The organism is Haloterrigena sp. KLK7 (assembly GCF_037914945.1).
GTDB lineage: Archaea > Halobacteriota > Halobacteria > Halobacteriales > Natrialbaceae > Haloterrigena > Haloterrigena salinisoli.
In genome coordinates, this window is the sequence record NZ_CP149787.1 from 3,410,928 (window position 1) to 3,429,232 (window position 18,305).

Below are 18,305 nucleotides of genomic sequence, written 5' to 3' on the forward strand. Positions count from 1 at the left end.
ATTTCCGACAGTCGTTCTCAAGCGTTCCGAAAACGGAACTCCCAGTCCGCTACCTACTGTGCTGGTCTCTGGATACCGGCGGCCCCGCTCGCTACGCCCGCAGTCGTTCGACGCGCTCGAGCGAGTCGGCGTCGTCGGGATCCTTGTCGGACCGAACCCCCAGGAACCGCGGGAACCGCAGCGCGTAGCCAGACGAGTAGGTCGGCGAGGTCTGGATCTCCTCGTAGCCGACCTCGAAGACGACTTCGGGTTCGAGATCGACTTCCTGTCCGTCCTCGGCGGCGATGTGGGGCTCGAGCAGCTCGGTGAGTTCTTCGAGCTTCTCGTCGGTGATGCCCGTCGCGACCTTCCCGACGGTCTCTAAGTCGTCGCCCGCGCGCACGGAGAGTTCGAACGTGCCGAGGAAGGTCGCGCGTCGTCCCTCGCCCCACTCCGCGCCGGTCACCACGCAGTCCAGCGTCTCCACGTCGGGTTTGCGCTTGCGCCAGTGCTTGCCCCGCCGGCCGGGCGAGTACGCCGAGTCGGGATCCTTGAGCATGATCCCCTCGTGGCCCGCCTCGAGGGCCGCGGCGTCGATCGCCTCGATCTCGTCGGGGTCGTCGGTCGTCCAGAGCAGCGAGAGCCCCTCGATATCGGCCTCGTCGTCGACGGTCGCGTCTTCGAGGGCGTCCGGATCCTCGTCGGCCTCGGCCAGCACCCCTCGCAACCGCTCGTGGCGCGCCGTCAGCGGCTCCTCGAGCAAGTCCTCGCCGTCGACGTGCAGGCAGTCGAAGAAGACCGGCCGAACCGTCACGTCCTCGCGGGCCTTCGCGACGTCGTGTTTCCGCCGGAAGCGCTTGAGCACCTCCTGGAACGGGAGCGGGTCGTCGTTCTCGTCGATCGCGACGACCTCGCCGTCCAGAATCGCGGACTCCTCGAGGGCCCCGTCGGCGAACTCGACGACCTCGGGGAGCGCGTCCGTGACTTCCTCCATGTTCCGCGAGAAGACGCGGGTCTCGGCGGTTCCGTCGTCGTCGATCCGATGGTGCAACTGTACGCGAGCCCCGTCGTACTTCCACTCCACGGCGGCTTCCTCCCACTCCTCGAGCGCGTCGGTCACCGTCCCCGCCTGGGCGAGCATCGCCTGCACGGGGCGGCCGACCTCGAGTTCCATCGCGTCGAGGCCCTCGCGACCCTCGTCTCGGGCGACCCGGGCGACCTGCCCGTAGTCGTTCGAGACCTGCAGAGCGCGCTCGACGCGCTCGACGGGGACGTCGAACGCCTCGGCGATCGCGTCCCGGACGGTGCCCTCGCCGACGCCGATCCGCATCTCCGAGAGGACGAGGCGAGCGAGGTAGCGGGCCTCCTCGCTCGAGCAGCGGTTGAAGAGGCCGAAGAGGAGGTCGATCTTGCGGTCCTGACTCCCCGATCCCTCCGCGGCGGCCAGCTCCGTGAGCGTCTCGTGGACCTCGCTGACGGTGAGGTCGCCATCGCCGGCGCCGCCGGTACCGACCTCGTCTCCGCTACCGCCGCCCGTGAACGCGCCGAGTCCCTGCTGACCGCCGAACTCGTAGCCCGCGGCCACCTCGCCGATCTCGCCGACCTCGGCCAGTCGCTCCTCGACGTCGTCGCTTCCCACGTTCGTCCCCGCCGCGCGGGCGATCGCCTCGTAGCACGTCGTCGGCCCGATGTCCAGCGTCGTCGAGTCCCAGGCCGGGACGACGCGTCCCTGGACGAACCGGGCGACGATCTCGAGATTCTGCGGTTCCACCGCAGAGTCAGCGGAACGTCGTTCCTCGCTATCGCCGTCCGCATCGGCGAGGAGGTCGCTGACGTGGGCGATAATCTCGAGGTCGGCCGGCTCGGCTTCGATCGCGGCGGCGCGGTCGGCGAACGTAGCGAACTCCATCGGCGGAGTGTACCGGCGGCGGGAGTAAAACGGTTCTGAGACGGACCGTCCGCCGGCGTCGTTCGCCCGGAGGACTGGTTTAAAGGCAATCGCGCTCGCACTCGGTGGTATGGCAGAGGAGGAACTCGCCGAGCGAGTCGCCGACGTGCTGGCCGTCGACGCCGCGGCGTTCCGCGAGCGCGCCGAGGCGGACGCCGAGGTGATCAAGGACGCCGTCGACGAGGGCGTCTTCGACAACCCGCAGGCGATCGTCGGCCTCGAGTACGAGTTCTACGCGGTCAAGAACGACGACTGCGCGCTCCGGCGGGTGCCTCGCCGACTGCTCGAACTCATCGGGTTCGAGAAGGAACTCGGCCTGCACAACGCGGAGATGACGACCAGTCCGCAGCCGCTGAACGCCCACGGGATCGCCGCCCAGGAGTCGGAGGTCAAGGCCCGCCTGCGGACGGCGCTGAACGTCACCCAGTCCGAGCGGATGCGGCTGGTGAGCGACGCGCTCTGGACGATCCCGCCGGAGGGCGAGGACGCGACGACGTATCTGACCGACAGCGTCGAACGGGCGACGACCGCCGCCGACGGGACCGAGCGCTCGTTTCGCATCGCGACGAACATGAGCGACTCGGCGCGCTACCACGCGATGGCCAACACGGATCAGGCCGAGTCCGCCGGCATGTGTATCCAGGCCCCCCACGTGTCGCTGCAGGCCGACACCGTCATGCCGGAGAGCCTCATCACGTCCATCCAACCGCACTACCAGGTGGCCCACGCGCCTGATCTCCCCGACTACTTCACCTACGCGCTGCGCATCGCGGGGCCGCTGCTCGCGCTCGGCGTCAACTCCCCGTTCTTCCCGGCGGACCTCTACGACGACGAGGCGACCCCCGAGGAGATCCTCGAGGACGCCTGGATGGAACACCGGATCAGCGTCTTCGAGACCGTGCTCAACGATCCCACGACGGGCGAGGGGAAAGTGCGGTTCCCCCGCGACTTAGAGACCGTCGAGGAGGCGATCGACCGGATCGCCGCCGACGACACCATCGTCCCGATGCCAGTCGACGCCGGCGAGCGCTTCGACGATCAGTTCCCCCACTTCAGCCGCAAACACGGCACCTACTGGCGGTGGATTCGGCCGGTGTTCGGCGGGCCGACGCGCTCGGCCGCCAACGCCCGCATCGAGTTCCGGCCCATTCCGGCTCAGCCGACCGTCCGCGACTCCGTGGCCTTCCTCGCGGCCTTCGCCGGCCTGATGGAGAGCCTGACCCGCCTCGAGCACCCCGTCGTCGAACTCGACTGGCAGCTCGCCCGGGAGAACTTCTACTCGGCGATGGTCGACGGCCTCGAGGCCGAGCTGACCTGGATCACCAACGACGGGAAGGAGACGACCGACCGGCTCGCGCTCTACGAGGACCTGCTGGCCCACGCCGAGGACGGACTGACCAACCGCGGGCTGAGCGAAGAGGAGGCCGCGAAGTACCTCTACCCGCTCCGGCGGCGGGTCCGACAGGAGGTGACCCCCGCCGACTGGAAACGCGAGCGGGTTCGGTCGGAACTCGAGGCCGGCGCCGACCTCGCCGGCGCGATCGAGGCGATGCAGCAGGCGTACGTCCGCCGGCAGTCGGAGACGCTCCTCGAAGGGAGTTTCGCCGACTGGATCGGCGACTAGGCGGGTTCGTGACGAGAGCCGAGTATCGATATCGCAGGAACGGGCAGTACGATGCCGCTCGAGGAGTCCCTTCTAGCTGGGCTTCGACGAACTCGCGAGAACTCCGCTCGAGGAGGTTCCCCTTCGTACGGTCCGAATCGAAACGAAGCGTTCTGCTATCGTGGCAACTGGGAATCGCCACGCCCTCCCCAACCGATTCGCTCTCTCCGAGGCTCACGGCGGCAGAGCCGCCGTTCGCACGGTATGCGAGACCGTCGGTCTCGCACTACTCACGACGACCTCGCGCGGTTTCGTGTCGTGGTTCGCTGTTCGCTCGCCACGGCACAGCGCGCGCCACCCACGCCGGTCACTCGGTAGAGCGCTGCGTTCTCAGTCGCTGGTACCCTCGTGTGACGGATACTCAAATCAGGCGCGTAAGCCACACACAACGTCCGTAAGTCGATTTCGAACCCCAAGATACTTCTTTGACTGGCCAGTCAGTTAAGACAAGACCGACCGCTGCCCAGTTCGAATCCTAATGACTGATACAACTGAGACTACCGACGAACTCATGGAGGCGACCTACGCCGCGCTCTGCAAGCACGGCTACGCGTCGCTCCGAATGCAAGACATCGCCGACGAATCGTCCAAGAGCAAAGCCACGCTGCACTACCACTACGAGAGCAAGCAGGACCTCCTCTACGCGCTGCTGGACCATCTCACCGACTCCTTCGCCGACCGAATCGAGACCCTCGAGGGCGAGACGCCGGCCGCGCAGTTACTGGCGCTCATCGACGCCTACCTCGAGCCCGCCGCGGACGACTCGGCGGCCGAGTTCTGGACCGCACTGCTCGAGATCAAAGCGCAGGGCCCGTACGACGAGCGGTTCCGGGCCGAACTCGCCGATTTCGACCGGATGCTTCACGGCCGGGTCCGATCGCTGCTCGAGGAGGGGAGAGACGAGGGCGTCTTCCGGGCGGACGTCGATCCCGACGAGATCGCGGAGTTCCTCGTCACCGCGTTGAACGGCGCCCAGACGCGCCACGTGGCCGTCGATCACCCGCTCGAACGGACCCAACGCACGCTCGAGACCTACGTTCGACGCGAACTGCTCGCGGACGACGCCGACGAGACGGAGGGACGGTTCGAGTGACGGTGCGCGACCACCTCGAGGCGATCTTCGAATCGCCCGACGAACTCGATCTGACCGAGGGTGGGATCGCGCGCCCGCTGATCTACCTCTCGATTCCGCTGATCATCACGAACCTGCTGCAGGTCACCTACAACCTCGCGGACACGTTCTGGCTCGGTCAGCACAGCACGACGTCACTGGCGGCGATCAGCTTCGCGTTCCCGATGGTCTTCTTCCTCATCGCGCTGGCGCTCGGCGTCTCGGTCGCCGGGAGCGTCCTCGTCGCCCAGCACACCGGGGCCGATGAGGAGGAACGGGCGGAGTACGCCGCCTCGCAGACGATCATGTACGCGATCATCGCGTCGCTCGCGCTCGGTGCCGTCGGCTACGTCTTCGCCGGAGACATCCTGACGCTGTTCGGAGCCGAGGCCGACATCGAGCCGCTGGTCACCGCCTACATGGAGGTCTACTCCGTCGGACTGGTGGCCGTCTTCGGCTTCCTGGTCTTCCTCGCGCTCATGCGGGGGTACGGCGACACCGTCACGCCGATGCTCGTCATGTTCGGCTCGGTCGTGCTCAACATCGTCCTCGATCCGTTCCTCATCTTCGGGTTCGAGGGCAACCCGCTGTTCGGCTACCTCGGACTGCGCGGCCTCGAGGCCGACCTGTTCGCCGCCATCGGCTACGCCGGGTCGGGGATCGAGGGCGCCGCGATCGCGACCGTCTTCTCGCGCGCGTTGGCGTTCGCCGTCGGCCTCGCGATCATGTTCCGCGGCACGCACGGCGTTCGGATCCGCCTCTCGCAGATGAAACCCGATCTCGGATACGCGCGCCGACTCATCGAGATCGGGACGCCGGCGTCGATCGAAGGGACCGCGCGAGCCCTTTCGATCAACCTGCTGCTGGTCATCATCGCGATGTTCCCCGAGACGGTCGTCGCCGCCTTCGGGATCGGTACCCGCGTGTTCTCGGTGATCTTCCTCCCCGCGATCGCCTTCTCGCAGGGGATCGAGACGATGACCGGCCAGAACATCGGCGCCGGTAAGCGAGACCGGGCCGAGCGGACGAACCACTTCGGCGCGAAGGTCATGCTGGTCACGCTCACCGGCCTCGGCGCGGTGGTGTTCCTGGCCGCCGCGCCGATCGTCTCGATCTTCACGACCGACGCCGCGGTCGTCGCCGAGGGCGCGACGTTCCTCCGGTTCACCTCGCTGACGTTCGGCTTCATGGGCGTGATGCGGGCCTACAGCGGCGGGTTCCGCGGCGCCGGCAAGACGCTCATCGCCGCGGCGATCTCCGTGCTCACCCTCGGCGTGATCCGCTTCCCGCTCGCGTGGCTCGGCGCCGAGTTCGTCGGCTCGAGCGGCGTCTGGGCCGCCTTCGCCGTCTCGACCGTGATCGGCGGCGGAATCGCCTACGCCTGGTTCAACTGGGGCGACTGGCTCGATCCCGCGGCGGTAGAGACCAGCGCCGCGGTCGGTGCCGAAACCGGCGGGAGCCCCGGCGACGACTGACGGAATCTCACCGTAACGGCCCCAGTTCGACGGACGACCGGCCGACTCCGGAATCAGCCACAAGTGATTAAGTATTCACGCTCGAGAGTGTTGCGTATGGTAACTTTCCTCTCCGGAGGCACCGGAACGCCGAAGCTGTTAGACGGTGCCGCCGCCGCGTTCTCGCCGGAGGAGACCACCGTCGTCGCCAACACGGGCGACGACATCGAGATCGGCGGGCTGTTCGTCTCGCCGGACGTCGATACGCTGCTGTTTCAGGGCGGCGGGGTGCTCGACCGCGAGACGTGGTGGGGAATCGACGGCGACACGCACCGCACCAACGACGCGCTCTCGGACATCGCGTCGGCCGCGGGGCTGCCCGACGGCCCGCAGTACCTCCCTGACGACAGACAGACCGAGGGGCGCGAACTCGCCGACTGGCGGCGCTTCTCGGGCGTCGCCGAGTTCATGACGATCGGCGACCGCGACCGGGCCGTCCACATCACGCGGACGAGCCTGCTGGACGAGGGGCTGACGTTGAGCGAGGCGACCGCGCGACTCGCCGACGCGTTCGGACTGACGATCGACGTCCTCCCGATGAGCGACGATCCCGTCGCGAGTCTCGTCCACACCGACGAGGGGATGATGCACTTCCAGGAGTACTGGGTCGCTCGGCGCGGCGAACCGACCGTCGAGACCGTCGAGTTCCGGGGGTCGTCGAAGGCCGAACCCGCGCCGGGCGTCATCGACGCCCTCGAGGACACCGTCGTCATCGGCCCGTCGAATCCGGTGACGAGCATCGGACCGATGCTCACGCTGCCGGACGTCGCCGACGCGCTCAGTCAGTCGACGGTCGTCGCGGTCTCGCCGTTCCTCGGCGACGACGCCTTCTCGGGACCTGCGGGCGACCTCATGTCGGCGGTCAACGCCGACCCCAGTACCGAGGGGCTCGCGACGGCCTATCCGTTCGCCGACGCCTTCGTCGTCGACGAGGACGACGACGCCGAGTTCGACCGCCCGACGCTCCGGACCGATATCAAAATTGACTCGCCCGAGGACGCCGCGCGGGTCGCCCGGACGGTCGAGGAAGCGATCGATATCGTCGACTGAGCGAGCAGTCGATCGGCCGATCGGCCGACCGGCCCTCGAGCGAACGCCTCGACCGCGAAAGACCACGTTCAAGGCCCTCGGCGCCCGACGCTCGAGTATGTTCACGCCGCCGCTCGCCCTGGCCAGCCTCAGCGGGGAAGCCGACGCCCGGTGGGCTCGAGCGGGCGCCGACTACGCGGGCGCCGCATTTCTCGGCGGCATCGCCATCGACGGCGAGTCGCGCGCGGCGGCGCGGGAACTCGTCGAACGTGATCGAACCGAGTTCCTCCCCGACGATCCGCTCGCCTTCATCGACCGGCAACTCGCCGCCCTCGAGGACGTTCCCGTCCAGTCCGCGTTCAACGTCCGGAGCGCGACACCCGAGCCGATTCCCGACGCTGCCCGCGTCTGCCGGGACCGAGACGCGTTCCTCGAGATCAACGCTCACTGCCGACAGGACGAGCTCTGTGCGGTCGGCTGCGGTGAAACGCTCCTGCGGGACCGCGAGCGATTGTGCGACTACGTCGAACGGGCCGCCGACACCGGCGTCACCGTCGGGGTGAAGGTCCGTGCGGAGGTCCCCGACGTCGACCTCCCCGCGCTCGCGGCCGCGCTCGAGGGCGCGGGTGCCGACTTCGTCCACGTCGACGCGATGGACACCGAGTCGATCGTCCGCGACGTCGCCGAGGCCACCGACCTGTTCCTCATCGCCAACAACGGCGTCCGCGACGACGCGACCGTCCGCGAGTACGTCGACTACGGCGCCGACGCGGTCAGCGTCGGTCGGCCCAGCGACAACCCGATCGTCCTCGAGCGCGTCCGCGAGGCCGTCGATCGACGCCTCGCGCTCGAGGAGCCGCGGTCGCGATAGCGCGACCGCCGGACGGCGGGGACGTCGCCTCGAGCGCCGCCGTCTGTAATAAAGCGTCACTATGTTCGGACGGAGACTTTTCAGTACACCGCACAACTCGGACGTAGAACCAGTATGGGCCGTCCCAACGAGTACGCCGGCGATATGCGCTGGGGATGGCAGTGTCCCCGATGCGACGCGGACGTATCGGTCGCCAGAGACCCCGGTTCGGAGACGTTCCGCTGGGTGTGCCCCACCGAGGACTGTCCGTCGATCGGCTTCGGCTTCAGCTCGCGGCGGCGGGCGCGGCTCGCGCTCCGGGAGTACCGCGAGGCGTACCAGAACATCTACCGCTAAACACGACGCGTCGACGTCTTCCGTACGTTCTATACGACACTCCGGACCGAGGAGCTGGCAGGCGGTGGCGCGCGCTGTGTCGTGGCGAGCGAACAGCGAACCACGACACGAAACCGCGCGAGGTCGTCGTGAGTAGTGCGAGACCGACGGTCTCGCATACCGTGCGAACGGCGGCTCTGCCGCCGTGAACAGACGGGCCGGAGGCCCGCGAGCAGAAATCGGCTGGGGAGGATGTGGCGTTCCCTGTTGCCATATGAGCAGCCCACTCGAGTAGCAGTCGCCTTCTATCGCCTCGAGAATCGGCCACCGGAATTCATCGGACGGATCGAAGGGACCACAGACGGGAACACTCGGCCGGAGAAGCACATCCATAAATCCTCCCCGTACGTACCGAAACGCATGCGAACGCCGGCCGCAAACGCACAACTGGCACTCCTCCTCGAGGTCGCGGGCACGCCCAAGCCGGGCAACGTCGACCGACGCCGCGACCTCGAGGACCTGCGATTCGAACACTTCCTCGCGGGGGCCGTGGGCGCCCGCGACGGCCTCGAGATGGCGGCGAACGGCGGTGCGGTCGGAGCGTCCTTCGAACGCGCCGTCGCGGGCATGGCGACCCAGCGCGGCGGCAACACCCAGTTCGGCTCGCTGCTGTTGCTCGTGCCGCTCGTCCGCGCGGCCCGCGAGGACTGCGCCCAACCCGTCGTCGAGGCCGTCTGCGAGGACACAACCGTCGCCGACGCGGCGGGCTTCTACCGGGCGTTCGACCACGTCGACGTCTTCGTCGACGACCCGCCCGCGGACATGGAGCCGCTGGACGTCCGCCGCGGGAGCGACGCCGTCCCGGTCCTCGAGGAGCAGGGTCTGACGCTGCTGGACGTCATGAGCCGCAGCGTCCCGGGCGACGACGTCGCGCGCGAGTGGGTCGAGGGGTTCGAGCGCTCCTTCGGGGCCGCCGAGCGACTCGCCGCGGCCGACGGCCCGGTGGGCGAGCGCACCGCCGAAGTCTTTCTCTCCCTGCTCGCCGAGCGTCCCGACACGCTCGTCGCGTCCCGCAGCGGCGAGGCCGTCGCGCGGGAGGTCACCGACCGCGCGGCCGAGCTGGTCGAGCGCGACGCCCTCGAGACCGACCCCGAGGCCGTCGAGGCCTTCGCCGCGGACCTCGTCGCCCGCGGCGTCAACCCGGGGACGACCGCCGACATCGCGGCCGCGGGGCTGTTCGTCGCCCTCGAGCACGAGGCGATCGAGGTATGACCGGCGACGAGCCGCGGGCCGACGCGCTCGAGACGACCCCCGAGAACGCCGAACCCGTCGAGTGGCCCGTCTCGCTGTCGGGGGTCACCGAGGCCGTCGTCGCCACGCTGGGTCCGAACGGGCTGTGGAACCTCGCCGCGCTCGGTCTGTTCGCGCCGGATCGGGACGGCGGATCGGAAAGGGACAACGCGGGCAGTGACGACAATCTCGTCACCGCGCGCACGTGGGGCGCTACCCGCACCCGCGGGAACTTCCGTCGGCGGGGCGAGGGCTACGTCCTGTTCGTCGACGACCCCGTCCTCTTCGCCGACGCCGCGCTCTCGATCGTCGAGCGCGAGGAACCGGTGCCGGACGCCGCGAACGCGTGGGCCCGTGTCGCCGTCGAGTCCCTCGAGACGGGTACCGACGAGGGAACCGAGTGGGAGCGGTGGGCCCTGTGGCCGCTCGAGGCCGGGGTCGAGGCCGAAACGGTGCCGACGATCGACCGCGGGTTCGGCGCCGTCGTCGAGACCACCGTCGCCGCCTCGCGGCTGGACGTCGACGGCTACGACGAGGCCGAACTCCGTCAGCGCCTCGAGTACTTCGCCTCGGTCGTCGACCGCGCCGGCGGCCCGCGCGAGCGCGAGGCGCTCGAGCGCGTGCGCGAACACTCCTCGTGGTAAGGTGCCCTCGTGGTACGGCGCTGGTCGCTCCGCGGCGAGGCCGCGATCGACCCGCCGTTCCGTCCTCCCCGACAGCGAAAGAGAAAGGCATTAAGAGCCTCTGGACGGAACCTCCCTACATGGCAATCAAACCGGCCTACGTCAAGAAGACCGGGACCATCCTGCTGGAGCGGTACCCGGACGCGTTCACGACCGACTTCGAACAGAACAAGGAGAGCGTCGCAAAGCTCACGAACGTCGAATCCAAGGGCGTTCGCAACCGCATCGCGGGCTACGTCACCCGCAAGAAGAGCTCGCAGGCGTCCGCAGCGTAATCAGGGCCTTCTGTCTCGAGTTTTCCGTCCGCGAGCCGCAGGCATCGCGACCGCTCGGCAGTCACGGGTCGCGTCAGAATCGGGGTTCGCGCGCCGTCGACGAACGGACGACGCGTCGGTCTCGAGTTCGAGTCGGCGAAACGGTCAGTGGTCGAAGCCGGAGTCCATGAAGAGGGCGACGATGAGCGCGCCGATGGCGAAGAACATGGTCAGCATGAACCCGACCGCGCCGGTGACGATGTTCATCTCCGTGCCGACGACGAACAGTTGCATGCCCTGAAATCCCGTCCAGGCGAACACGATGGCGACGAGAAACAGGACCGCCGAGACGATTGCGGCACCGATCTGGAACCCGCCGTCGAACGGGCCGACGCCGCTCGAGTTCGCGGTCGAACTCGTCATCGGGACCACCCCGCGTCCGAGCCGGATCGAACGTATTGCGTGTGCATCGGTGAATCAATTTCACTCCGTTTTCTTAACGTCTTCTATGCGCCGCGTCGATCGGGCGCCGCTCGCGCGCGACGAAAACCCAAACGGTTTTGCGGACACGCCACTGAGTGCGGGAAAATGGCAGTACGAGTAGGCGTCCTCGGCGCGACCGGTGCCGTGGGACAACGACTAATCCAGCTTCTCGATCCCCACCCCGACTTCGAGATCGCAGCACTGACCGCCAGCGAATCCAGCGCCGGAAAGAGCTACCGACAGGCCGCGAAGTGGCGCGTCGACAGCCCCATCCCGGACGACGTCGCCGACATGACCGTCACGGCGACCGACCCCGACGAGGTCCCCGACGACGTCGACCTGATCTTCTCGTCGCTCCCCTCGAGCGTCGGCGCAGAGGTCGAGCCGCCGTTCTGTGAGGCGGGCTACGTCGTCTCCTCGAACTCCTCGAACGGCCGGATGGACGAGGACATCCCGCTCGTGATCCCGGAGGTCAACCCCGAACACATCGACCTGCTGGAGGTCCAGCGCGACGAGCGCGGCTGGGACGGCGCGATGGTCAAGAACCCCAACTGCTCGACGATCACCTTCGTCCCCACGCTGGCCGCGCTGACCGACTTCGGCTTAGAGAAGGTCCACGTCTCGACGCTGCAGGCCGTCTCCGGCGCGGGCTACGACGGCGTCTCCTCGATGGAGATCATCGACAACGCCATCCCCTACATCGGCAGCGAGGAGGACAAACTCGAGACCGAGTCCCGCAAACTGCTCGGCGAGTTCGACGGCGCCGAGCTGAGCCACAACAGCATGGCGGTCTCGGCCTCCTGTAACCGCATCCCGACGATCGACGGCCACCTCGAGAACGTCTGGGTCGAGACCGAGGAGGAACTGACCGTCGACGCGGCCGCCGAGGCCATGCGCGAGTACCCCTCGCTCGACCTGCGCTCCTCGCCCGAGCCGCTCATCCACGTCTTCGACGAGCCCGACCGTCCCCAGCCCCGGATGGACCGCACGCTCGGCGACGGGATGGCCATCGCCGCGGGCGGTCTCCAGGAGTCGCCGTTCGGGCTCCAGTACAACTGCCTCGCGCACAACACCATCCGCGGCGCCGCCGGCGCGAGCGTGCTGAACGGCGAACTGCTGCTCGATCAGGGCTACATCTAGTCGAGTCCGCCAGTCGCGGTCGAAGCCGAATTTTTCGCGTGCGGACGTTCGAGTCCCGTAGCGGCGCGGCTCGCAGTGGCACAGCGCCGCGGCTCGACTCCGAAATGGCACTATACCGCCGTCAGCGACGGTGTCAGCCCCGAACGAGCGCGCCGAATCGTTCCTCTACGGGCCGACCGACCCAATGTATGTTGGAGGCGTACACAAATGCGTACGGTCCCAACTACGGGTATGCTCCCAGTCATCTCCGATCCCGACTCGCTGACCCCCGTCTCGGCCGGCGCTACCGCCGACGGCGACGGGGCGCAGTTCGGCGTGCTCGCGGATCGGCGTCGTCGGGCCGTCCTCCGGTATCTGGACGCCCGCGACGAGGAGTCCGTCTCGCTGTCCGACCTCGCGGATCACCTCGTGCTCGAGGACGACGCCGAGGCGGGCGGTGCGCTGGCCAGTTGCGGCGACGCGCTGTTCGGGACGCGGCGACGCGTCGCGATCACGCTTCGACACAGCCACGTGCCGAAGCTAGCTGACGCCGGCGCCGTCGCGTTCGACCACGAGACCAACACCGTCGCCCTTCGCGAGGAGGGGCGCGAACTGCTCGCTCGAGCCGAGACGATCGACGAAAGCGACACCGACGCCGATGCCGACGGCGGCGCCGAGAGCGAGGCGAATCAGGTCGGCGGCGTTGCCGAAACGCCGACGCCGTAACCCGGGGATCGGAGCGCGACGCCTGCTTCTGCCGACTCTACGTCCTTACCGAACGCTACTCACGGACGACTACACTCGCTCACGGGCAGTTACCGACCGAGCAGCCGGCGGATACGCGCCCGACTACGAGTCGTGCGGTAACGCGACCACCGGGACGGACGCCTCCTTGACCATCCGTCGCGCCACGTCGCCGGTCAACAGTTCCGCCAACCGGTTGGACTCCCGAGCGGTGAAGACGACAGCGTCGACGTCCCGGTCCCGCGCTTCGGCGAAGATCCGTTCGACGATATCGGTGCCGTAGCAGACGGCCGTCTCGACGGTCGCGTCCGTGGTCGTGGCCTCGAGAGGTTCTAACGCGCGCTCGAAGATCTCCTCGGCGTACTCCTCGCGCTGTTCGACGCCGGCCTTGTCGGGCGCGCCGCCGCCCTTCTCGATGACGTTGACGAGGATCACCCGACTCGTCTCGGAGAGATAAGGGGCGAGCGCGGTGGCCGTCCGTTCGCCGTCGTCCGGGTTCGCGACGGGGACGAGTATCGGCCCGTCGAGCGATAGCGTCATCGGCTACCTCCCGTTCGATCGCGGTTCGCTCGAGGCGACGGTCGATCGAGAGCGTGCCGGCGACGGCGCTGACGGCGCCGACCGATGACTATCGGGTCCATACCTCGAATTCGGACGGTGACGTGAAAAAACTGCAGACCGCGGTCGGGATTCGGAGGTCGGCAACGGGCGCAGGCGATCGATGACGACCGTCAGCGATCGGCGACGACCGGCAGTGATCGACGCTCGACGCGGATCGGCGATCGACCGACGGGGCGCAGACGGTCGGCGATTCGAGGATCCCGGGCGCTCAGGGCAGGACCTGATTCTCGAGGTCCGCGTCGGGCTCGTCGGCGAACCGGCGGACGTTCTCGGCGACGATATCGGCGAGTCGCTCGTAGTACTCGGGGGTATGGCCGGCGTTGTGGGGCGTGATCTGGACGTTCTCGAAGGTCCACAGCGGGTGGTCCTCCGGCAACGGTTCGGGATCGGTGACGTCCAGCGACGCGCCGCGGATCCAGCTCGAGCGCAGGGCCTCGACGAGCGCGTCGGTGTCGACGACCGGTCCGCGGGCGACGTTGACGAGGACGGCGCCGGGATCCATCGTCACGAACGCCTCGTCGTCGATCAGTCCGCGCGTGGTCTCCGTGAGCGGACACGCGAGCACGAGGTAGTCGGTCCGCGCCAGCGCGTCGTCGAATTCCTCGCCCTCGAAGCCGACCACCTCGTCGGTCGGGCCGCCCTTCTCGGGCGTGTACCGGACGCCGATCGTGTCGACGCCGAAGGGCTCGAGGCGGTCGGCGACCGACTCGCCGATCGCCCCCAGTCCGACGATCGTCACCGTCGACCCCTGCAGTTCCTCGGCCTGGTAGTGGCGCCACTCCCGGCGGCGCTGCTGGCGCGCGCCGACGTGGAATCGGCGGGTAAAGCGGAGGATCGCCCCCAGCACGTGCTCGCCGATGTTCGGCCCGTGGACGCCCGAGGCGTTCGTCACCGCGACGCCGCGCTCCTCGAGTTCCTCGAGGGGCAGGTGGCCGGTCCCCGCGTAGGCGCAGGCGAAGACCTCGAGATCGTCGGCGGCCTCGAGTAAGTCCTCCTCGAGGGTCATTCCGGTGACGAACCGGGCGTTCTCGATCAGGTCGCGCTCCGCCGCCGGCGTGCGAGCGAGTTCGACCGTGCGGTCGGGCAGTCGCTCGCGGATCGCGGCCGCGTACTGTTCGACCGGCATTCCGTGCGTCCCTTTCCGGAGGACGAGTACGTCCGGCGCGTCGGTGTCGCTCATGTCCGTGGCGTCGGTCAGCGGTCCCAAAAGCGTTCGTCTCCCGGAATTATACTGAACTAGTGCGACGGCCTCGAGTCTCGGTGGCGATCGGGACCCGATACGACCGAAGACGGATCGCGGGTTCTGCCGCCGCTGGCAACGGGGAGTCGCCACTCCCTCCCCAACCGATTCGCTCGCTCCTAGGAGGTCGCTCGCTCATCCACTGGAAGACGCAATGCGTCTTCCAAGCCTCTGTTCGCTACGCTCACAGAGACCTCGCACGACGTCGTTGTCCGCCCTCACTAGCGTTCGGTCGGACGCCGGCGCGCGCCACCGCACAACGGCGCGTCGGTTCGAACGAGCGGCCGACTCGATTCAGTCGGGGAGAAATTCACCTCGCAGATTTTATAACGACACGTTGAGTCCAAACGGCGTATGGAACGCGTAGACGTCGCGATCGTCGGTGGCGGACCCGCAGGGGCCTCCGCGGCCGAACGGGCCGCGGCACACGGCGCCGAGACCGTCCTCTTCGAACAGGGCGTCCCGCGGGAGGACCGCGACGGGCTCGGGCCGGACTCGACCGACGCCGCCGGCATGCTCGACTACTGGATCGATATCATGGAGTTCGACTACCGGGAGATCCCCGACGACGTCATCCTCCGCGAACTCGAGTCCACCGAGTTCGTCGGCCCGTCGACGTCGGTCGAACTGACGAGCACGGGAATGGCGGCCAGCTATCCGAACTTCGGCTACACCTTCCACCGCGCGCGCATGGACGACTGGCTCTACGAGCGCGCCGAGGACGCCGGCGCCGACCTCCGCGTCGGAACGAGCGTCACGGACCTCGAGACCGATCTCCGCGCCTCGAGCCCGAAGGGACCGACTCACACGCTGACCCTCTCGAACGGCGACGAACTCGAGGCCCAGTACGTCGTCCTCGCCGACGGGCCGCAACGACGCATCACGCTGGACGCGCTCGACCAGTTCACCGCGCCCGGCCGCAGCGTCTCCGACTACCTCTCGCCGCCGGAGGCCAACCACATCGCCTACCAGGAGTATCGGGACTTCCCCGAGGAACTGTTCGCGGAGTTCGAGGACACCCTCAAGTTCTGGTGGGGGTACATGCCCGGGGAGACCGCCTACCCGTGGATCTTCCCCAACGACGGCACGGTCGCCCGCGTCGGGCTGACCATGCCCATCGGGATGGAGCTCGAGGACGTCGAGAACCCCGCCGCCTACGCCTTGCTCGAGCCCGACGACGACAAGCTCCCCTCGGGCGCGGAGTACATCCGGCGCCTGCTCGAGCGCGAGTACGGTGACGAGTACGACATCGAGGGGGACATCCCGCGCGTCGAGGACCGCGGGAAGTCGAAGGGAACCGAAACCTACCCGATCTCCTCGACGCGACCGATCGAGTCGCCCGTCGGCGCCAACATCGCCGTCGCCGGCGGCGCGATGGGGACCACCTCGGCGTTCCACGAGGGCGGCTACCACGTCGCCGTCCGAACGGGCAAGATCGCCGGCCGCCTCGCCGCCACCGACTCGCTGGAGAACTACAACGACGTCTGGAAGGGAGCCGTCGGCGACGAGATCCTGCGCAACGTCTCCTTCGCCGACATCGTGCGGGACTACGGGCCCGACGACTGGGACCGCACGTTCGAGATCGTCAACCGGATGCAGGGCGACGACGGCGAGGGCCTGGTCAGCCGCGGCTACTCCGCCGGACTGGGCGCCTCGAGGGTGCTCCTCGAGTACAAGCGCCGCAAGTTCAAATACCGCGACGGCGGCTACGTCCAGTTGCGCGAGGACGAGTACTTCTACTGAGGTCGCGTCTCGCGGTCGCTCGCGACTCGGTGTTCCCAACCAGTTGTAGGAGAACCAGTACTTAGGGAGGGGCGGATCATACGGAGAGACGTGCCAGCTATCGACAGCGACCGCGCTCGCCGATACCTCTCTGGCGGGTGCGTCTCCGGGCTCGGGCTCCTCATCCTGCTCGTCCCCCTCTACGATATGTGGGACGACCTCCGGAACCTCTCGTGGGGACTGCTGTGGACGCTGCTCGAGAACAGCGCGCTGCTCGTCCTCGCGAGCGGACTCGTCCTCGCGGGCGTGTGGATCGTCCGGCTGGACTGGGAGACCGAGTACGTCGTGACCATCGCGAAGTGGAACCTCCTCGTCGGCGGGGCGATCGCGGTGCTGTTCCTGTGGACCGTTGTGATCCAGCTCCGCGTCATGGAGGAACCGAAGCCGTACGTGCTCGCGCTCAACGGCGTCCTCTTCGGCGTCGTCGCCGCCTTCGGAATCGGCGTCTACAACGCCAGCAGGCGTCGGTACACCGACGAACTTCGCGAGCGGGAACGGGAGCTCCAGCGGATGTACGACCGGGTCTCGGAGTCCGAACGACGATACCGGACGCTCGCGGAGCGGTTCCCGGACGGGATCGTCGCCCTGTTCGACGACCGGCCGACGTTCTACCTCTCGGCGGGCGAAGCGTTCGATCGGCTGCCGATCGATCCCGCCGACCTCGACGGGCAGACCCCGAGCCAGGCGTTCGGCACGGAGTTCGCTGAGACGGTGGAACCGTCCCTGCAGGCCGCACTGGCCGGTGACAGGGAACGGACGGAGGTCGAGTACGCGAGTCGACACTGGCTCGTCCGAACGATTCCCGTTACCGACGACCGCGGCGAGGTATTCGCGGGACTGCTGATGTGCCAGGATATCACCGAACTCATCACGTACCAGCGGCGACTCGAGGAGTCCAACGAGCGCTTAGAGCAGTTCGCCTACGCCGTCTCCCACGACCTCCAGGAGCCCCTTCGGATGGTCTCGAGCTACCTCGAACTGATCGAGGACCGATACGGTGACGAGCTCGACGCGGACGGCGAGGAGTTCATCGACTACGCCGTCGACGGCGCCGACCGGATGCGCGAGATGATCGAGGGACTGCTCGAGTACTCCCGCGTCGAGACGCAGGGCGACTCGTTGGCTCCGGTCGATCTGAACGCCGTCCTCGCGGACGTCTGCGAGGACCTGCAGGTGAAACTCGACGAGTGGGAGACCGATCTCACCGTCGACGACCTCCCGCGCGTCGAGGGCGACGCCAGCCAACTCCGGCAGGTCTTCCAGAACCTGCTGGAGAACGCGATCGAGTACAGCGGCGACGAGCCGCCGCGCATCCGCGTTTCCGCCGAGCGCGCCGGCGAGGTGTGGGTAATTTCGGTCGCGGACGAGGGGATCGGGATCGATTCCGACGACGTCGATCGCATCTTCCGGATCTTCGAACGCCTGCACACGAGCGAGGAACGCTCGGGGACGGGAATCGGGCTGGCGCTCTGCCAGCGGATCGTCGACCGCCACGGCGGCGAGATCTGGGTCGATTCCGAGCCCGGCGACGGAACGACGTTCTCCTTCACGCTCCCCGCCGTGGCGGACGAACGCGGAGCGGCGGGTCGAGAATCGCGATCCGATGCGGACTGACACCCGACGCCGACTGATACTCGCGGGACCGTACGTCCACCCTAC

Annotated in this window: 17 protein-coding genes; 13 read left to right on the plus strand and 4 right to left on the minus strand. The window is 68.1% G+C overall.

All coding sequences use genetic code 11. From position 1 onward, the window contains the following. Window positions 1-91 precede the first annotated feature (91 nt). On the minus strand, window positions 92-1,888 hold the full coding sequence (gene ligA, locus WD430_RS16910) for an ATP-dependent DNA ligase LigA (protein ID WP_339103593.1): 1,797 nt from the start codon (window positions 1,886-1,888) through the stop codon (window positions 92-94). Between the two features lie 109 nt (window positions 1,889-1,997). Between ligA and WD430_RS16915 the strand changes: the two genes are divergently transcribed. From WD430_RS16915 to WD430_RS16955, 9 genes are all read left to right on the plus strand, one after another. Further along, entirely contained in the window at window positions 1,998-3,551 is a 1,554-nt protein-coding gene (locus tag WD430_RS16915; protein WP_339103594.1) for a hypothetical protein, read from the plus strand. 517 nt (window positions 3,552-4,068) lie between these two features. Further along, window positions 4,069-4,683, plus strand: a complete 615-nt coding sequence (locus WD430_RS16920) for a TetR/AcrR family transcriptional regulator (protein WP_339103595.1) — start codon at window positions 4,069-4,071, stop codon at window positions 4,681-4,683. Then, window positions 4,680-6,176 carry an MATE family efflux transporter gene (locus tag WD430_RS16925; protein WP_339103596.1) on the plus strand — a complete coding sequence of 499 codons (1,497 nt, stop codon included), beginning with the start codon at window positions 4,680-4,682 and terminating at the stop codon, window positions 6,174-6,176. The genes WD430_RS16920 and WD430_RS16925 overlap by 4 nt, the downstream gene beginning before the upstream one ends. Before the next feature lie 96 nt (window positions 6,177-6,272). Beyond that, a complete protein-coding gene (gene cofD, locus WD430_RS16930; RefSeq protein ID WP_339103597.1) occupies window positions 6,273-7,265 on the plus strand; it encodes a 2-phospho-L-lactate transferase in 993 nt (330 codons plus the stop codon). Window positions 7,266-7,362: 97 nt separating this feature from the next. Beyond that, window positions 7,363-8,115, plus strand: a complete 753-nt coding sequence (locus WD430_RS16935) for a tRNA-dihydrouridine synthase (protein ID WP_339103598.1) — start codon at window positions 7,363-7,365, stop codon at window positions 8,113-8,115. A 114-nt stretch (window positions 8,116-8,229) separates the two neighbouring features. Beyond that, window positions 8,230-8,451: a hypothetical protein gene (locus WD430_RS16940; RefSeq protein ID WP_339103599.1), complete on the plus strand. Its 222-nt coding sequence runs from the start codon at window positions 8,230-8,232 to the stop codon at window positions 8,449-8,451. A 399-nt stretch (window positions 8,452-8,850) separates the two neighbouring features. Then, the gene (locus WD430_RS16945; protein WP_339103600.1) at window positions 8,851-9,702 is read left to right on the plus strand and encodes a triphosphoribosyl-dephospho-CoA synthase; all 852 of its coding nucleotides are present in this window, start codon (window positions 8,851-8,853) and stop codon (window positions 9,700-9,702) included. Beyond that, the gene (locus WD430_RS16950; protein ID WP_339103601.1) at window positions 9,699-10,364 is read left to right on the plus strand and encodes a DUF447 domain-containing protein; all 666 of its coding nucleotides are present in this window, start codon (window positions 9,699-9,701) and stop codon (window positions 10,362-10,364) included. The genes WD430_RS16945 and WD430_RS16950 overlap by 4 nt, the downstream gene beginning before the upstream one ends. A gap of 119 nt (window positions 10,365-10,483) precedes the next feature. Next, the gene (locus tag WD430_RS16955; protein ID WP_339103602.1) at window positions 10,484-10,678 is read left to right on the plus strand and encodes a 30S ribosomal protein S17e; all 195 of its coding nucleotides are present in this window, start codon (window positions 10,484-10,486) and stop codon (window positions 10,676-10,678) included. A gap of 144 nt (window positions 10,679-10,822) precedes the next feature. Here WD430_RS16955 and WD430_RS16960 read toward each other — a convergent pair whose 3' ends face one another. Next, window positions 10,823-11,080: a hypothetical protein gene (locus tag WD430_RS16960; protein ID WP_339103603.1), complete on the minus strand. Its 258-nt coding sequence runs from the start codon at window positions 11,078-11,080 to the stop codon at window positions 10,823-10,825. A 165-nt stretch (window positions 11,081-11,245) separates the two neighbouring features. Between WD430_RS16960 and asd the strand changes: the two genes are divergently transcribed. Together asd and WD430_RS16970 are read left to right on the plus strand one after the other, a co-directional pair. Next, entirely contained in the window at window positions 11,246-12,280 is a 1,035-nt protein-coding gene (gene asd / locus WD430_RS16965; protein WP_339103604.1) for an aspartate-semialdehyde dehydrogenase, read from the plus strand. 231 nt (window positions 12,281-12,511) lie between these two features. Beyond that, a complete protein-coding gene (locus WD430_RS16970) occupies window positions 12,512-12,985 on the plus strand; it encodes an ArsR family transcriptional regulator (RefSeq protein ID WP_339103605.1) in 474 nt (157 codons plus the stop codon). Between the two features lie 123 nt (window positions 12,986-13,108). Here WD430_RS16970 and WD430_RS16975 read toward each other — a convergent pair whose 3' ends face one another. Continuing rightward, entirely contained in the window at window positions 13,109-13,543 is a 435-nt protein-coding gene (locus WD430_RS16975) for a universal stress protein (RefSeq protein ID WP_339103606.1), read from the minus strand. Window positions 13,544-13,832: 289 nt separating this feature from the next. After that, window positions 13,833-14,804 (minus strand): D-2-hydroxyacid dehydrogenase, encoded by a 972-nt coding sequence (locus WD430_RS16980; protein WP_339103607.1) that lies wholly within the window; start codon window positions 14,802-14,804, stop codon window positions 13,833-13,835. Window positions 14,805-15,218: 414 nt separating this feature from the next. Between WD430_RS16980 and WD430_RS16985 the strand changes: the two genes are divergently transcribed. Together WD430_RS16985 and WD430_RS16990 are read left to right on the plus strand one after the other, a co-directional pair. After that, window positions 15,219-16,607: an NAD(P)/FAD-dependent oxidoreductase gene (locus WD430_RS16985; protein ID WP_339103608.1), complete on the plus strand. Its 1,389-nt coding sequence runs from the start codon at window positions 15,219-15,221 to the stop codon at window positions 16,605-16,607. Between the two features lie 90 nt (window positions 16,608-16,697). Next, complete coding sequence (locus tag WD430_RS16990; protein ID WP_339103609.1) at window positions 16,698-18,260, plus strand: ATP-binding protein; 1,563 nt, start codon at window positions 16,698-16,700, stop codon at window positions 18,258-18,260. Window positions 18,261-18,305: the final 45 nt, after the last annotated feature.

Excerpts from the sequence above, each read along its gene's own strand:
- WD430_RS16920 (WP_339103595.1), top strand. The coding sequence starts at position 4,069 with ATGACTGATACAACTGAGACTACCGACGAACTCATGGAGGCGACCTAC.
- WD430_RS16970 (WP_339103605.1), top strand. The coding sequence starts at position 12,512 with ATGCTCCCAGTCATCTCCGATCCCGACTCGCTGACCCCCGTCTCGGCC.
- cofD (WP_339103597.1), top strand. The coding sequence starts at position 6,273 with ATGGTAACTTTCCTCTCCGGAGGCACCGGAACGCCGAAGCTGTTAGAC.
- WD430_RS16950 (WP_339103601.1), top strand. The coding sequence starts at position 9,699 with ATGACCGGCGACGAGCCGCGGGCCGACGCGCTCGAGACGACCCCCGAG.
- ligA (WP_339103593.1), bottom strand. The coding sequence starts at position 1,888 with ATGGAGTTCGCTACGTTCGCCGACCGCGCCGCCGCGATCGAAGCCGAG.
- asd (WP_339103604.1), top strand. The coding sequence starts at position 11,246 with ATGGCAGTACGAGTAGGCGTCCTCGGCGCGACCGGTGCCGTGGGACAA.
- WD430_RS16975 (WP_339103606.1), bottom strand. The coding sequence starts at position 13,543 with ATGACGCTATCGCTCGACGGGCCGATACTCGTCCCCGTCGCGAACCCG.
- WD430_RS16940 (WP_339103599.1), top strand. The coding sequence starts at position 8,230 with ATGGGCCGTCCCAACGAGTACGCCGGCGATATGCGCTGGGGATGGCAG.
- WD430_RS16935 (WP_339103598.1), top strand. The coding sequence starts at position 7,363 with ATGTTCACGCCGCCGCTCGCCCTGGCCAGCCTCAGCGGGGAAGCCGAC.
- WD430_RS16955 (WP_339103602.1), top strand. The coding sequence starts at position 10,484 with ATGGCAATCAAACCGGCCTACGTCAAGAAGACCGGGACCATCCTGCTG.
- WD430_RS16945 (WP_339103600.1), top strand. The coding sequence starts at position 8,851 with ATGCGAACGCCGGCCGCAAACGCACAACTGGCACTCCTCCTCGAGGTC.
- WD430_RS16915 (WP_339103594.1), top strand. The coding sequence starts at position 1,998 with ATGGCAGAGGAGGAACTCGCCGAGCGAGTCGCCGACGTGCTGGCCGTC.
- WD430_RS16980 (WP_339103607.1), bottom strand. The coding sequence starts at position 14,804 with ATGAGCGACACCGACGCGCCGGACGTACTCGTCCTCCGGAAAGGGACG.
- WD430_RS16985 (WP_339103608.1), top strand. The coding sequence starts at position 15,219 with ATGGAACGCGTAGACGTCGCGATCGTCGGTGGCGGACCCGCAGGGGCC.
- WD430_RS16960 (WP_339103603.1), bottom strand. The coding sequence starts at position 11,080 with ATGACGAGTTCGACCGCGAACTCGAGCGGCGTCGGCCCGTTCGACGGC.